General features: G+C 62.5%; 15 protein-coding genes. 12 read left to right on the top strand and 3 right to left on the bottom strand.

What is annotated here, in order from left to right; genetic code table 11:
• The first annotated feature begins 8 nt into the window (after nucleotides 1-8).
• The 5 genes from PV407_RS25240 (at nucleotide 9) to PV407_RS25220 (ending at nucleotide 5,062) form a co-directional block, all read left to right on the top strand.
• Entirely contained in the window at nucleotides 9-1,184 is a 1,176-nt protein-coding gene (locus PV407_RS25240; protein ID WP_332092786.1) for a M20 family metallopeptidase, read from the top strand.
• Nucleotides 1,185-1,245: 61 nt separating this feature from the next.
• A complete protein-coding gene (locus PV407_RS25235) occupies nucleotides 1,246-1,983 on the top strand; it encodes an MBL fold metallo-hydrolase (RefSeq protein WP_332092785.1) in 738 nt (245 codons plus the stop codon).
• Between the two features lie 31 nt (nucleotides 1,984-2,014).
• On the top strand, nucleotides 2,015-3,148 hold the full coding sequence (locus tag PV407_RS25230) for an aminotransferase class V-fold PLP-dependent enzyme (protein ID WP_332092784.1): 1,134 nt from the start codon (nucleotides 2,015-2,017) through the stop codon (nucleotides 3,146-3,148).
• Between the two features lie 28 nt (nucleotides 3,149-3,176).
• Entirely contained in the window at nucleotides 3,177-4,217 is a 1,041-nt protein-coding gene (locus tag PV407_RS25225; protein WP_332092783.1) for a zinc-binding dehydrogenase, read from the top strand.
• 395 nt (nucleotides 4,218-4,612) lie between these two features.
• Nucleotides 4,613-5,062 carry a GNAT family N-acetyltransferase gene (locus PV407_RS25220; protein WP_332092782.1) on the top strand — a complete coding sequence of 150 codons (450 nt, stop codon included), beginning with the start codon at nucleotides 4,613-4,615 and terminating at the stop codon, nucleotides 5,060-5,062.
• 142 nt (nucleotides 5,063-5,204) lie between these two features.
• Here PV407_RS25220 and PV407_RS25215 read toward each other — a convergent pair whose 3' ends face one another.
• Nucleotides 5,205-5,582, bottom strand: coding sequence for a hypothetical protein (locus PV407_RS25215; protein ID WP_332092781.1), 378 nt, complete (start codon nucleotides 5,580-5,582; stop codon nucleotides 5,205-5,207).
• Between the two features lie 204 nt (nucleotides 5,583-5,786).
• Between PV407_RS25215 and PV407_RS25210 the strand changes: the two genes are divergently transcribed.
• The 4 genes from PV407_RS25210 (at nucleotide 5,787) to PV407_RS25195 (ending at nucleotide 11,407) form a co-directional block, all read left to right on the top strand.
• The gene (locus tag PV407_RS25210) at nucleotides 5,787-6,545 is read left to right on the top strand and encodes a YwmB family TATA-box binding protein (protein ID WP_332092780.1); all 759 of its coding nucleotides are present in this window, start codon (nucleotides 5,787-5,789) and stop codon (nucleotides 6,543-6,545) included.
• A gap of 140 nt (nucleotides 6,546-6,685) precedes the next feature.
• Entirely contained in the window at nucleotides 6,686-8,245 is a 1,560-nt protein-coding gene (zwf, locus tag PV407_RS25205) for a glucose-6-phosphate dehydrogenase (RefSeq protein ID WP_332092779.1), read from the top strand.
• A gap of 364 nt (nucleotides 8,246-8,609) precedes the next feature.
• Nucleotides 8,610-9,692, top strand: a complete 1,083-nt coding sequence (locus PV407_RS25200; RefSeq protein WP_332092778.1) for a metallophosphoesterase family protein — start codon at nucleotides 8,610-8,612, stop codon at nucleotides 9,690-9,692.
• Nucleotides 9,693-9,823: 131 nt separating this feature from the next.
• Entirely contained in the window at nucleotides 9,824-11,407 is a 1,584-nt protein-coding gene (locus PV407_RS25195) for a peptide chain release factor 3 (protein WP_332092777.1), read from the top strand.
• 117 nt (nucleotides 11,408-11,524) lie between these two features.
• Here the strand turns inward: PV407_RS25195 and PV407_RS25190 are convergent, their stop codons facing one another.
• Both PV407_RS25190 and sspI read right to left on the bottom strand, forming a co-directional pair.
• On the bottom strand, nucleotides 11,525-12,022 hold the full coding sequence (locus tag PV407_RS25190; protein WP_332092776.1) for a VOC family protein: 498 nt from the start codon (nucleotides 12,020-12,022) through the stop codon (nucleotides 11,525-11,527).
• Between the two features lie 264 nt (nucleotides 12,023-12,286).
• On the bottom strand, nucleotides 12,287-12,514 hold the full coding sequence (sspI, locus tag PV407_RS25185; RefSeq protein WP_332092775.1) for a small acid-soluble spore protein SspI: 228 nt from the start codon (nucleotides 12,512-12,514) through the stop codon (nucleotides 12,287-12,289).
• Between the two features lie 243 nt (nucleotides 12,515-12,757).
• Between sspI and PV407_RS25180 the strand changes: the two genes are divergently transcribed.
• The 3 genes from PV407_RS25180 to PV407_RS25170 form a co-directional block, all read left to right on the top strand.
• Complete coding sequence (locus PV407_RS25180) at nucleotides 12,758-13,429, top strand: potassium channel family protein (protein WP_332092774.1); 672 nt, start codon at nucleotides 12,758-12,760, stop codon at nucleotides 13,427-13,429.
• On the top strand, nucleotides 13,426-14,232 hold the full coding sequence (locus PV407_RS25175; protein ID WP_332092773.1) for a TrmH family RNA methyltransferase: 807 nt from the start codon (nucleotides 13,426-13,428) through the stop codon (nucleotides 14,230-14,232). Before PV407_RS25180 ends, PV407_RS25175 begins: the two co-directional genes overlap by 4 nt.
• 86 nt (nucleotides 14,233-14,318) lie before the next feature.
• Nucleotides 14,319-14,594 (top strand): LysR family transcriptional regulator (locus PV407_RS25170; protein ID WP_332092772.1); only part of this gene is annotated, 276 nt, incomplete at its 3' end.

Here is a 14,594-nt window from a genome sequence, read left to right as displayed (position 1 = left end):
AGACGAATATGGCGACTCGGGAAACAACGACGAACCATCCGGCTTTGACGACGCTGGAGGAAATGATTCGCATTCAGAGCGTCAATCCGCATTTCGACGCGGACGGACAGGGCGAATCGGCGATGGCCGATTACGTGGAGCGGCGCTGTAAAGCGGCCGGACTTTCCGTCTCGAGACAGCCGGTATTTCCGGGACGGGACAATCTCATTATCGAGCTGCGCGTCGGCAAGCCGGACCGGACGCTGCTGTTCGAAGCGCATATGGATACGGTTACGCTGGGCGCGATGCCGAACGCGCTCGAGCCGGTATACCGGGACGGGAAGCTGTACGGCCGCGGGGCTTGCGATACGAAAGGGTCGCTGGCCGGCATGCTGTACGCGATGGAACGGTGCGCGGCCGATCCTTCGTACGCCGGGGGCGATCTCGTCCTGTGCGCCTCGGTCGACGAAGAGCATGCGTACCGGGGCTTGATGGCGTTTCTCGAGCTCGGCATCCCGGCGGCCGGAGCCGTCGTCGGGGAACCGACGGAGCTCGGCATTACGGTCGCGAACAAAGGCTGCGTCCGGATGGCGATGACGACGCACGGGAAGGCGGCGCACAGCTCGCTGCCGGCCGAAGGCGACAGCGCCGTCATCCAGATGATGCGCGTGCTGCGCTTCATTCACGAGCGGCTCGAGCCGGAGCTGGCCGCCCGCGTTCATCCGCTGTGCGGCAGCCCGACGATCGTCGTCGGCACGATCCGCGGCGGCACGCAAATCAATATCGTGCCCGACCGGTGCGTCATCGAGGTCGACCGGCGCATCGTGCCCGGCGAGCGTCCCGAAATCGTCGAGCGGGAGCTGACGGAGCGGCTGACGCGGGAGCTGGCCGCGGAAGGCGTGAAGCTGACCGCCGAACGGCTGGTGCTGGACTGGGCGCTCGATACGCCGCCTGACGCGGACATCGTCAAGGCCGCCAGGCTGGCGGCGGCGGAAATCGGCCTGAGCGACCGGCTGCGCGGCGTCACGTACGGCTGCGACGCCAGCAAGCTGCAGGAATTCGCCGGCATCCCTTCGATCGTGTACGGGCCGGGCTCGATCGCCCAGGCGCACACGAACGACGAATGGGTGCCCGTATCCGACGTCGAGCGAGCGGCGGAATTTTATTTGCGGCTGGCCCGGACGTTCGGGCGCGTCCGAGCTTGATTTACCCAGATGCGGTACGAACAGGATCGGGCGATCCGCGCCCGATCGCGGGGAGGACTTTATGCGCATATCATCTCGCGTCCATATGGTCGGAAGCGGCCGGCACGGCTTGCAAACGACGCACATGATCGACTGCAACGTTTATTTGCTCGACGGCGGTTCCGAGTGCGCCTTGATCGACGCCGGGGGCGGCGTGGAGCCGGAGCGCATCGAGGCGAACATCGCCGCGGCCGGCGTCGCGCCGGAGCGCATCACGAAGCTGCTGCTTACGCATGCGCACGGCGATCATGCGGGCGGAGCCCGGCATTTTCGCGACCGTTACGGCGCCGAGCTGATCGTGTCCGAGGAAGCCGCTCCGTGGCTCGAAAGCGGCGACATGGAAAAGAACAGCCTGCTCGCGGCGATCGCGGCGGGCATATACCCGGACGATTACCGTTTCCGGGCTTGTCCGGTCGCCAGGGCGGTCAAAGAAGGCGACGTCGTCCGTGTCGGCGACATCGAGCTTGCCGTCCTGGAAACGCCCGGACATGCGCGCGGCCATGTCAGCTATTTGTGGGACGGGGAGGACGGCAAGGCGATTTTCGCGGGCGACGTTCTGTTCGCCGGCGGACGGATCGTGCTGCAATCGACGTGGGATTGCTCGATTCAGGATTACGCCGCAACGACGGCGAAGCTGCACGCCCTTCGCCTCGATACGCTGTATGCCGGGCACGGAGCCCCGGTGATGAAAGAAGCGTATCGGCACGTGGAGCGCGCGCACGACTGTTTCCGGCGGCTGGATCTCCCCCCGAATTTGTAAACCATACGCAACGCGGAAGGTGGCGAGCTTATTGGAAGCATTAATCGAACGGTCCGCTTTTATCGGCTTGGACGGGCGCGCTTGGTTTTACGGCGGAGCCGAATCGCCTCCTCCCTCGGTCATGCTCGAAGCGGTTGCGGCTTACGTCCGCAACCGGGCTAACGGCCCGCTCGGCCGCATTCAAAACGGCGAGGTGGAGCAGGCGTGCCGCGACAACCTGGCGGCGCTGCTCGAAGGCCGGCCGGAGCAAATCGCGCTGATGTCGAGCGCGTCCGAAGCGATATCGATGATCGCCGCCTCTTGCCGGTTCGGGCAGGGCGACAACGTCGTCGTTCACGATCTCGAATTTCCGTCGGGGGTGCTGCCGTGGCTTCATCTGAAGTCGTCCGGCGTCGAGGTTCGGGTCGTCGCGAACCGCGGCTGGCGGGTGACCGCGGAAGATTTGCTGGCCGCGGTCGACGCGAACACGCGCATCGTCGTCACGAGCCACGTCAGCTACATGTCGGGCGTCCGGATCGATTACCGCAGCTTGTACCGCGAGCTGAGCAAAACGAAGACGCTGCTGCTCGTCGACGCGACGCAGTCGCTCGGCGTCGTCCCGGTCAGCGTGAACGACGCCGATTTCGTCGTGGCGAGCTCGTACAAATGGCTGATGGCCGGACACGGCGGCGGCGTGCTGGCGGTCAATCCGCGGCGGACGGAGCTGTTCGAGCCCCGTTACGTCGGCTGGCGCAGCGTCGAGGACATGTTCAGCGACACCCGCTTCGAGCATTTCCGCTTTTACCGGGACGCCAGACGGTTCGAAACGGGCTACCCGAGCTATCCGACGCTGTACGCGATGAAAGCGTCGACCGATTTGCTGCTGTCGGTCGGCATCGGGCGCATCGCCGCGCACGTGCTCGAGCTGGGCGGCCGGCTGATCCGGGACATGAAGCGGATCGGCTTCGAGCCGATGACGCCGGAGCAGCCGGAATGGCGCGCGGGCAACATTTCGTTCGTTTGCCCGGACGGCGAGCGGCTGGCGGACGAACTGCAGCGGCAAGGCACATACGTGTGGGGCGGCGACGGACGCCTGCGCGCGTCGATCCACCTGTACAACAACTCGGACGACGTGGCGAAGCTCGTTTCGCAGCTGGCGGTTCTTGCGGACCGTTCCGCCTCGTGAACGTCGCGAGGAAAAGGGGATGAAGCCGGTGAAGACGCTGGTGTGGACCGGGGTCGAAACGATGGAGGTGCGGGAGACGGCGGCTCCCGCGCGCAAGCCGGGCGAGGTGCTCGTCCGCGTCGAAGCGGTCGGCATATGCGGGTCGGAAATCGAAGGCTATTTGGGCCATAACAGCCTTCGGGTGCCGCCGCTCGTCATGGGCCACGAGTTTTGCGGGACGGTGACCGAAGCGGGGGACGAACGGTCCGGCGAGGCGGGCGCTTCCGCAGACGGGCTGCTCGGGCGGCGGGTCGTCGTCAACCCGCTCGTCTCGTGCGGCGACTGCGCCTCGTGCCGCCGAGGGCTCCCGCAGCTGTGCGCGAAACGGGCGCTCGTCGGCGTGCACCGGCCCGGCGCTTTTGGGGAACTCGTTGCCGTTCCCCGCAGCGCGGTCGTGCCGGTCGCCGCCGACATGGACCCGTTTCGCGCCGCGCTGGCGGAGCCGCTCGCCTGCTCGCTGCGGGCGACGCGCCGCGCGCTCGAGCGGCACCCGCTCGCGGGGACGCTCGTCTTCGGCGCCGGCGGCATCGGCCTGCTGTGCGCCATGACGGCGAAGCTGCTCGGCGCCTCGCGCGTGCTGATCGCCGACACGAACGAGCGGCGGCTGGCGCTGGCCGGGTCGCTCGGCGGCTTCGAGACGGCGAACCCGCAGGGCGGCGCCTTCGACGAGCGGGTGCGGGCCGCGTTCGGCGAAGACGGCCCGGACGCCGTCATCGACGCCGCCGGGTTTCGGCCGACGCGGGAGGCGGCGCTGCGGCTCGTGCGGCCCGGCGGCACAGTGATGAACATCGGGCTCGGCGTCGACGAGACGCCGCTGCCGATCAATTACGCGATCCGCAGCGAAATCGAGCTGCTCGGGTCGTTCTGCTACTCGCGCCAAGATTTTCACGACGCGGTCCGCCTGCTCGCGGACGGCCGCATTACCGAGCGGGGCTGGACGGAAATACGGCCGCTCGAAGCCGGACCCGACGCGTTCGCCGATTTGGTCGCCGGCCGGGTGACCGTGGGCAAAATTGTGTTGCGGCCGTGAAACGGCCGAGCCGGGCAGCCGAACCCGGCCGGAACGCCGACCGGCGAAGCGGGAGTAAAGCTTGAGATGTTGCGCCCCATCGCCGGTTTTGACGTTACCGCCGGATCCAAGTACAATAAACGGTAGCAAGGCGGGCAACCGCCGTATACGGCTTGGAGGAACGGCAGTGAACGGTACGCAATGGGTCGTGCTCGTCGTATTTTTGGCGGCGACGCTCGTTTTTTTATGGCTGATGAGCAACAAGTGGAAAAAGTAATCGGGGAGCGCCCGTAACACCAAAGCTTCCGCCCCGTCATAAACTGTCCGTATAGCTTGCATGTACGGGGATGGACGAGACGCCCGGCTTTCGGGCGGTCCCGTCCCCGCGCCCCGCAGGAGCAGGCGACGACGGAAGGATGAGGGCTATGATTCGGGCGCGCAATCCCCGCCGGGACGACCGGACGATCCTCGATTTGGTCAAGCGGGAGCTGTTTGTGTTTACCGTCCGCACGATGCCGAACGCGCGTTGGGACCCTTCGGACGTGCGGAGAAGGCTGGACCGGAACGTGACGTTCGTCGCCGCCCCGACCGGAACGAAACCGGTCGGCTTCGTCTCGGTCCGCTCGGCGGGCGGAGCGATGCTGCTCGACCTGCTCGCGGTCGACCGAAACAGCCAAGGACAGGGCTGGGGAACGGCGCTGCTGAGACAGGCGGAATCGTACGCCCGCAGCCGGGGATACCGCGAGATGAAGCTGTTCGTCGACGAGGCGAACGTCAAAGCGAGGCGGTTTTACGCAAGGCTCGGCTACTACGAGGAACGGTACGTGCCGTCGCTCTCCTACATCGGCTTGGCCAAACGGATTTAACGGGTTCCGCGGCGGCCCGCCCGCGGACCCAAGAAGACCGGTAAACGCAAAAAAGCTTCCAAAACGCGTCTGCGACGACGCGGACGGAAGCTTTTTTTCGGCCGCCCGGACAGCCGGTCTTTTTTCCGCCCCCGGGGGACGCCTATAGCAGCGGGAAAATGGCGGAGATGTTCGCTATATCGAGCGACACCTTGACGCTGAACGGAGACGGAGTCTCGAACACCTCCGGGTATCCGGCTTCTTCGCCGGCCGGAAAAGCCGACAGCCTGACGGGCGGTTCGGCGGCGCCGCCGGTTTTCCGCGAACGCCCGCCGCGGGCGGAGACGGCGCCTTGCGTCCGCCTGCGCCGTTTCGGCGCCGCGGACAGCAGAGCTTCCTCCGAATCGTTTAAAATCAGCTTCCCTTTTCGCACTCTGCTGATGATGCCGTAATGCCTCGTACCGTCGCCGAGTACGGCGCAGACGGGAAAGCCGACAAACCGGCCGATGCTTTCTTCGTTGATGGGAACGATCTGCTCCATGCCTGACTCCCTCCAGGATTCGTTTGTTCAGAATAGGCTATTCACCGGGGAATTGCCGCGCATGGTCGAACGCCCAGCGGGTTCGCGCCTATTTTTGCCCGGACCGAAGCCGCGCTCGCGGGTGCCGTTCGCGTATGCTAAAATAGGAAACGAATGGATGTTTGTTCCGGAACGTGCAAGCTATTGCGACGGGAGGGATCGGCCATGAAGCGCCAAAACCGGCTGTGGGGGACGCTGCTGCTCGGCGCGGTCGTGCTTGCAGGCTGGATCGCTTTCACGGGGGCGAACCGAACGTCCCCCCGGGCGGCGGCCGATGCGGAAACGATGCTTCGCGCGGCGGACCGCTTGTATCCGTCCGGCTATGCGGCAACCGTGCAGCATTCCGGGCCGTACCTGAACGCGAAAGGCGATGCCGCGTTCGCCTCGCTCGGCGACGGCATGGCGGCCCGGTTCGGGCTTCCGGCGTCGAAGCCGGTTCGCGACGCGAACGGGCATCCGGTATACCGCGCGTCCGGCGAATCGCCTTCGGTAGCCGGAGCCAAGCTTGAAGTCGCCTTGTCCGGCTGGGCGGACGGCACGACGAACTTGATCGTGCGGCTGGACGCTCCCGAAGGGACGGAGAAGGACAAGCTGCTGGCTTGGACGGCCGATGCGGCCGCAAGGCTGGAGCCGGCCGGCGTGCAGCCGAAATGGATGATCACGCTGCGCGGGGGAGCGGGCGCCTTGTCCGACGCGTCGCTGAAAGCGTTGAAAGCGAAGGTGGCCGGCGCGTTCAAGGCGGACCCGGCCGAATCGTACAGCGATTCCGGCAGCGAAATCATTTCGTACACGAGCCGGCTGCTGGGGACGGGCGTGCGCAGCGCGGGCGGCACGATCAATTTGCAGGCCGCGTTTCACCGCGATTCCGTATACGGAACGTACAAGCTGACGATCGCGACGCCGCTCATCGTCGCGGAACCGTGACGAAGCCCCGCCAAGCCTTTCGTTCGAGCCGAACCGATCCACGGCTTCCGCTTCATTTCCGGCTATGGATTGTGCTACACTACATACAAGACTTGCCGGTACGGGCAAGGCGCAAATACTTAAGGAAAGAATGATGAACGATGACGAATACAGGGGAACTAAGCGATTTCGGAGCGGACCGCACGCTCTTTTTCATCTTCGGCGCAACGGGCGACCTGGCGCGCAGAAAGCTGTTTCCGGCGATTTACAGCCTGTACCGCGAAGGCAAGCTGACCGATAAATTCGCCGTCATCGGCCTGGCGAGACGGCCGCGGACGAACGAGCAATTCCGCGAAGACGTGAGCCGTTCGATCGCGGAATTCGCACGCTACAAGGGCGAGGAGGACAGCCGGTGGGAGCGGTTCGCCGGCCACTTCCACTATATGTCGCTAGACATCAACAACACGGAGCAGTTCCGGGAGCTGAAAGGACTGGCCGACCGGCTGGACGAAACGTACGGAATCGGCGGCAATCGGCTGTTTTATTTGGCGCTCGCGCCCGAGCTGTTCGGCAGCGTCAGCTTCAACCTGCGGGACGGCGGTTTGCTCGATTCGCCGGGGTGGCGCCGCCTCGTCATCGAGAAGCCGTTCGGCTACGATTTGCCGTCGGCCGAGAAGCTGAACGAGCAAATCCGCCAAGTGTTTCAAGAGGAAGAAATATACCGGATCGACCATTACCTCGGCAAAGAAATGGTGCAAAACATCGAGGTCGTCCGGTTCGCCAACGCCTTCTTCGAGCCGCTCTGGAACAACAAGCATATCGCCAACATCCAGATTACGCTCAGCGAGACGGTCGGCGTCGAGGAACGCGGCGGCTATTACGACCATGCGGGCGCGCTGCGGGATATGGGGCAAAACCATATGCTGCAAATGATTACGATGATGGCGATGGAGCCGCCGAGCCGGATGGAGCCGGAGGACATTCGCGACGAGAAGGTGAAGGTGCTTCGTTCGCTTCGCGTGTTCGACGATCCGAACGACGTCGCCCGCCATGTCGTGCGCGGCCAATACGACGCCGGCGAAATGAAAGGCAAGCCGGTTCCGGCGTATCGGAACGAGGAGGGCGTTCCCGCCGATTCCGTGACGGAAACGTATTTCGCGGCGAAAGTATTCGTCGACAATTTCCGCTGGGCCGGCGTGCCTTTCTATATCCGCACGGGCAAAAGGCTGCCGGTGAAAACGACGGAAGTCGTCGTCGAATTTAAAAACATGCCGGAAAACGTTTATTTTTCCCGGAAGACGAAGCTGGAGCCGAACTTGCTCGTCTTCCGCGTCAATCCGACGGAAGGCATTTATTTGAAAATGAACGCGAAGCGGCCCGGCTCCGAGTGGGGAATCGTGCCGATCGCGATGGATTTTTGCCAAAGCTGCGAAGTCGGCATCAACACGCCGGAAGCGTACGAGCGGCTGCTGTACGATGCGGCGCGGGGCGATTCGACGTATTTTACGAGGTGGGACGAGGTGGCGCTCGCCTGGAAATTCGTCGACCGGATCGAGTCGGCATGGCGCGAGCAAAGCTCGGTGCTGCACCGGTACCCGGCCGGAACGTGGGGGCCGGAGGCGGCGCAGCGGCTGCTGGCGGAGGACGGCTTCAAATGGTGGCCGGTCAACGGCCAGCACGAAGGCGAAGTCGTCTGGGCGACGCCGGTGCCGTCGAAATAAACCGTTCGAACCGAAACGGGCCGCGCTCCGTTTCCTCGTATAAGCACCGATGGAGCGGAATTCGGTTTCGTTTCGGCACAATACCGGATCGGAGCCGCATAAGATGACGGCAGGCGGAGCGGGGGGGCTTTCGCCCCGCAATGCCGACCGAAGGGCGGCTTCGCCGGCCGCTTCCGGTCCGCCGGGCCTTCAGTCGCTGAAGGTCTTTTTTGCTCTTATCCGCAGTCCCCGCCAAGCATCGGGCATAAGCCTCGAAGACTCCCGCCGCTTTGCCGGGGTCGTTCCGCGTACGTTGGATTCGCGCGGCGAAACGGATATAATGGGATCACCGGTGCCATTTTAGAGACAATGAGAGTGAGAGTCTATGTCGAGACGCGCATTTTTGAAATGGCTGCTGGCCGCGACCGCGATCGTCGCGGGATCGTTTTACGGCTTGTTTCGGCTGCTCGCCCGTCCGGGTGCGGGCGGGGGGCCGCCGTTGACGGCGGCGGATGGCGGCGCGGGCGCCGGCGAACCGGACGCGAGTCCGACGACGGCTCCGGCGCAGGAAGAGAAGCCCGTCCGCATCGCGGAGCCGCTGCTTTCGTTTTTCGTCTTAAGCGATCTGCACGTCTCGGTATACGATGAATCGACCCCCAGGAAGCTCCGGAACGCGCTGGACCAAATCGCCCGTTTCGAGTCGCCGGTCGACGCGCTGCTGCTCGGCGGCGATTTGACCGATTACGGCATGGAGAGCGAAATCAAATCGCTCGAGTCGATTTTGGCCGCCTACAAGCTGCCTCCGGTATACGCCAACATGGGCAACCACGACTATTACAACGTATGGATCGACAAAAACGGCGGATTCAGCCGCGAAACGTTCCCGAACGGCAACACCGACGCGGGCTCGCGAGCCCGGTTCATGAAGACGTTCGATTATGCGAACGTCTATAACGATGCGAAGCTGAAAGGGCATCACATCATCCTCGTCTCCCAGGAGGCGTATGTCCAGGAAAAGCCCGAAGTCGGCGAAGGGGCCTGGTACTCCGACGAGCAGCTGGAATGGCTGAAGGCGAAGCTTGCGGAAACGAAGGACGGGAAGCCGATTTTCGTGCTTATCCATCAGCCGCTGCCTCCCGCCGGGGAGGACGGAGGAAGCCACCGGCTCATCCGCGCGAAGGAATTCCGCAGCATTTTGAAGCCGCACAAAAACGTGTTCGTCATTTCCGGCCATACGCATCAAGATTTCGACAACGGCTCGTCGCATTACAGCAAGGAGACGTTCCATTGGTTCACGAACGCCTCCGTCGGCCGCACGCGCAACAACCAGCCCGGCGTGGAGAAGTCCCAAGGAATGTACGTGCAGGTGTACGAGGACCGGGTCGTCGTGCGCGGCTGGGAATTCGCGAAGCAGGCGTGGATCGATGCGGCGAACTGGACGATTCCGCTTGAACGGGCCGGCGTTTGACGGTCGCCGGACGGATAGCGATGGCCGAACGGGCAGCCGCCAGACTTGGCGGAACGGATTTCCGTTACATCGCGCGCTGCTCCGAACGGACCCGCAGTTGACAGACGAGATCATCGGAAGGGATCGACATAATGAATCAGACGGCAATCCAAATGCAAAACGAAGTGCAGAAACGAAGAACGTTCGCGATCATTTCCCACCCGGACGCCGGGAAAACGACGCTGACCGAGAAGCTGCTGCTGTTCGGCGGCGCCATCCGGCTGGCCGGCACCGTCAAAGGGCGCAAGGCGAGCCGCCACGCGACGTCGGACTGGATGGAAATCGAGAAGCAGCGCGGGATTTCGGTTACGTCGAGCGTCATGCAGTTCGATTACGACGGGCACCGGGTCAACATACTCGATACGCCGGGCCACCAAGATTTCAGCGAAGACACGTACCGGACGCTGACCGCGGCCGACAGCGCCGTCATGCTGATCGACTCGGCCAAAGGGGTCGAGGCGCAGACGAAGAAGCTGTTTCAAGTGTGCAGCAAGCGCGGCATTCCGATCTTTACGTTCATGAACAAGCTGGACCGGGAAGGACGCGACCCGTTCGATTTGATGGAGGAGCTCGAGCAGGTGCTCGGCATCCGCTCGTATCCGATGAACTGGCCGATCGGCTCGGGCAAACAGTTTTGCGGCGTGTACGACCGGGTGCGGAAGCAGCTCGAGCTGTTCCAGGACGGCGATCACGACCATATCGAAGTGCGCAAGGTGAGCGGCTACGACGATCCGCTCGTGCGGGAAATCGCCGGCGACTATTTGTACGAGCAGCTGCAGGAGCAGCTTCAGCTTCTCGACGTGGCCGGAGACGAGTTCGATTTGGAAAAGGTGCGGCGAGGCGAGCTGACGCCGGTCTTTTTCGGCAGCGCCATCAACAATTTCGGGGTGCAGACGTTTCTCGAAAACTTTTTGGAGCTGGCGCCGCAGCCGACGCCGCGGAGCAGCAGCCAAGGCGCGATCGAGCCGACGTTCGACAAATTTTCCGGTTACATTTTCAAAATCCAGGCGAACATGAATCCGGCGCACCGGGACCGGATCGCCTTCCTTCGCATATGCTCCGGCAAATTCGAGCGCGGGATGTCGGTCCGCCACGTGCGCGCCGGCAAAGAAATCAAGCTGTCGCAGCCGCAGCAGTTTCTCGCGCAAGACCGCGACATCGTCGAGGAGGCGTTCCCGGGGGACATTATCGGCTTGTTCGATCCCGGCATTTTCCGTATCGGCGATTCGCTTTCGCAGGGGCAGGATATCGTGTTCGACGAGCTGCCGACGTTTTCGCCGGAGCTGTTCAGCAAAGTGACGATCAAAAACGCGCTCAAGCAAAAGCAGTTTTTGAAAGGGATCGACCAGCTGACCGAGGAAGGCACGATTCAAGTGTTCCATACCACTTCCGGCTTCGACGAAATGATACTCGGCGTCGTCGGCCAGCTTCAGTTCGAGGTGATGGAGTACCGGATGCGGGCGGAGTACGGCGTGGACATCCTGCTTCAACGGCTCCCGTACCAGTTCGCGCGCTGGGTGATCGACGAGCGCGTCGACCCGGCGAAGTTCCGCATCAACTCGCTGCTTGTGAAGGACAAGAAGGATAACTATGTGGCGCTGTTCGAGAACGAGTACGCGATGCGCAGCGCGATGGAAAAAATGCCGCAGGCGAAGTTTTTGGAAACGGCGCCTTAAGCCGGGCGAAAGCCCGTTATGTAAAAAACCTCCGAATTGCCCGGCCGAATGGGCGGGACTCGGAGGTTTTCGGCTTTTTTCCCCGGCTTCGGGGATGACCCGGCAGGCGGTGTCCGGCTAGCCCTCGTAAGCCTTCATCAACGTGTCGATGTCGATTTTGGTTTTCGTCTGCAGCAGCGCGTTCATCACTCTTTGCGCCCTCTCCGGGTCGGGGTCGCCGACCATCTCGGACAAGGCTGCGGGGATAATTTGCCACGAGACGCCGAATCGGTCTTTCAGCCAGCCGCACACCTGCGCTTTTTCGTCGCCGCCCTCGGACAGCTTGTCCCAATAATAGTCCAGCTCTTCCTGGTTTTCGCAATGGACGATAAACGAGACGGCTTCGTTAAATCGGAAGTGCGGACCGCCGTTCAGCGCTACGAATTGCCGCCCCTCCAGCCGGAACTCCACGGTCATGACGTCGCCTTCCCGAAAGCCGCCGCGGGCGTCCTTGCCGTATCGGGTCATTCGGTCGATGCCGGAATCGTCGAAGACCGACGTATAAAACTTGGCGGCCTCTTCCGCTTGCGTATCGAACCACAAGTTCGGCGCAATTTTTTGGATTTTGCTTTTCAAGCGCATCACTCCCTATGAGATGGTATCCGATAGATTCAGAGATTCGGTGCTGTCACCAACATAGCACAAACGAAACGCCCTCGTTTCTTCCCGATTGCTAAACCGCGCTCATCGGGCGTCGGTCCCCAGCTTATAGCCGACGCTCTTCAGCATATGCCTAGAGCTGTCATCGAATAAAATAAACGTACCGTAAGCTCCATAAACGTAAAAAAACCGTTCGGGCCGTAAGCCCGAACGGTTTCGCAACAGCCTCGCAGGCGCGCCTCACTTCGTCTCGCTGCCGGCCGAATCGTTCAAATGCGATTTCAACGTCGCCGCCATGCTGCTGCGCTCCTTTTGTCCGCTGTTTTCCCAAATGATCTCGAACAGCACGCCGAGTCCGGGAAGCGCCTTGTCGTCGCCGCCGATCGAATCCTCGATGACGCTCACCAGCTCTTCCTCCGACTTGTCGTGCACCCGCTGTATAATCGCTTGCCGCAAACTCAAAATCATGATCGGACCTCCGGTCTTTTATGGCTTCCCCGCAAAAACGGGAGGCAGGCTGCGCTAGGCCTGCGTTTCCGTAGGCGAGGGTTGTTGTAGTCCGCTGAATGGCGGTCGCTTTGATTCGTTTCAGTACATAATATGCGCACTATGTCCCGGCTTCATGTACGGGAATCGGCCGAACGGAAATAGGGTGAACCCGCCTTCGTGTGGTATAATAAACGTCATCTAGGCTTGAAAGGGGCATGGGAGATGAAAACGAAGCAATTCGCCGTCATCGGCATGGGACGTTTCGGCTCGAGTGTCGCGATGTCGCTGTACAAGCTCGGCTACGAGGTGCTGGCGATCGACTCCAGCGAGCAGCGGATGCAGGACGTATCCGGCATGGTTACCCATGCGGTTCAGGCCGATTCGACCGACGAAGAAGCGCTGCGGGCGCTCGGCATCCGCAATTTCGACGTTGTCGTCGTGGCGATCGGGCAGGACATCCAATCGAGCATCTTGACGACGCTCATCCTGAAAGATATGGGCGTTCCGCTTCTGGTCGTCAAAGCTCAAACGGACCTGCACGGCAAAGTGCTCAAAAAAATCGGCGCGGACAAAGTCATTTTCCCGGAGCGGGATATGGGGCTTCGCGTCGCGCACAACTTAATATCTCCGAACATTCTCGATTTTATCGAGCTTTCCGACGATTACAGCATCGTCGAGCTGAAGGCGGCGCCTTCGATGATCGGCCAAACGCTGCGGGCGCTCGACATACGCGCCAAGTTCGGCTGCAACGTCATGGCGCTGAAAACGGGCGATAAAATGAACATTTCCCCGAACGCGGACGACCTGATCAAAGCGGACGACATTTTGATCGTCGTCGGCGAAAACGATCAGCTCCGCCATTTGGAGCGGGCGTACGGGGAAGCGGGACGATGATGCGGGCTGCGGAACCGATCGTCTCGCCGCAAAATCCGAAGGCGAAAATGTGGGCGCAGCTTTTGGACAAAAAAGGGCGGGACAAGCGGCAAGCTTATCTCGTCGAGGGGATCCACCTGGTGCAGGAAGCCTTGAAATCCGGAGCGGACGTCGAAACGGTGCTGTATTCGCTCGAGCGGGGAATTCCGGCGGAAATCGGGCCTCTGGCGGCGGCCGGCCGGACGAGACCGGAATGGGTGCCCGTCAGCGAGCAGGTGCTGGCGAAATGCACGGACGCCCAAACGCCGCAGCCGGTAGCGGCGATCGTGAACAAAACGGCGTTTCCCGCGGAACGGCTGCTCGATATTCGCGACGGGCTGGTTGTCGTCGTCGACGGCGTCCAGGACCCGGGCAATCTCGGCACGATCGTCCGTTCGGCCGATGCGGTCGGGGCGTCGGCGGTGCTGCTCGGCAAAGGGACGGTCGATCTGTACAACCCGAAGACGGTTCGTTCGACGATGGGGTCGCTGTTCCATCTCCCGATCGCCGAGTCGGCGCTGCCTCCGATATTGTCCGAAGCGAAACGGCGGGGCGTTCGGCTGATCAACACGAGCCTGCAGGCGAAGCGCAGCTGCTACGAAACCGACCTGACCGGAACCGTATGGATCGTGCTCGGCAACGAAGGCAAGGGCGTATCCCCCGAAGTGGCGGAGCAAATCGACGAGCACGTCGTCATCCCGATGAAGGGCCCGACGGAATCGCTCAACGTGGCGATGGCGGCGACCGTGCTGCTGTTCGAGGCGATGCGGCAGCGGGGTGTGTAGCTTCGCCGCTCTATGATGCCTGCCGTTTGCAGGGGATCGGACGAACGGCCGGCTCGACGACGAACGAAAGGAGCGACGGCCCGACGATGGTCGATTTCGAATGGTACCGAAGCTTTATCGCCATATACAAGCACTGCTCCGTCTCGGAGGCGGCGAAAACGCGCATGATGACCCAGCCGGCGATGAGCCAGCATCTGGCTTCCCTGGAAGCCGAGGTCGGCGAACCGCTGTTCGTGCGGGCTACCCGCAAAATGATTCCGACGGAAAGGGGCAAGGCGCTGTATTCGCAGCTCGCCCCGATGATCGAATCGCTCGAGCAAACGACGATGAGCTTCAAATCGGCATCGCTGCCGACGCAGCAG

The organism is Paenibacillus sp. GYB003 (assembly GCF_036577625.1).
Lineage (GTDB): Bacteria > Bacillota > Bacilli > Paenibacillales > NBRC-103111 > Paenibacillus_AB.
Note: the sequence above shows the minus strand (reverse complement) of the source record. Positions and strands in the feature narration are given on the sequence as shown.

Bases quoted from the DNA above. Each gene is read 5' to 3' on its own strand.
- PV407_RS25240 (WP_332092786.1), top strand. From the start codon at position 9: ATGGCGACTCGGGAAACAACGACGAACCATCCGGCTTTGACGACGCTG.
- PV407_RS25210 (WP_332092780.1), top strand. From the start codon at position 5,787: ATGAAGCGCCAAAACCGGCTGTGGGGGACGCTGCTGCTCGGCGCGGTC.
- PV407_RS25215 (WP_332092781.1), bottom strand. From the start codon at position 5,582: ATGGAGCAGATCGTTCCCATCAACGAAGAAAGCATCGGCCGGTTTGTC.
- PV407_RS25220 (WP_332092782.1), top strand. From the start codon at position 4,613: ATGAGGGCTATGATTCGGGCGCGCAATCCCCGCCGGGACGACCGGACG.
- PV407_RS25195 (WP_332092777.1), top strand. From the start codon at position 9,824: ATGAATCAGACGGCAATCCAAATGCAAAACGAAGTGCAGAAACGAAGA.
- PV407_RS25175 (WP_332092773.1), top strand. From the start codon at position 13,426: ATGATGCGGGCTGCGGAACCGATCGTCTCGCCGCAAAATCCGAAGGCG.
- zwf (WP_332092779.1), top strand. From the start codon at position 6,686: ATGACGAATACAGGGGAACTAAGCGATTTCGGAGCGGACCGCACGCTC.
- PV407_RS25200 (WP_332092778.1), top strand. From the start codon at position 8,610: ATGTCGAGACGCGCATTTTTGAAATGGCTGCTGGCCGCGACCGCGATC.
- PV407_RS25180 (WP_332092774.1), top strand. From the start codon at position 12,758: ATGAAAACGAAGCAATTCGCCGTCATCGGCATGGGACGTTTCGGCTCG.
- sspI (WP_332092775.1), bottom strand. From the start codon at position 12,514: ATGATTTTGAGTTTGCGGCAAGCGATTATACAGCGGGTGCACGACAAG.
- PV407_RS25235 (WP_332092785.1), top strand. From the start codon at position 1,246: ATGCGCATATCATCTCGCGTCCATATGGTCGGAAGCGGCCGGCACGGC.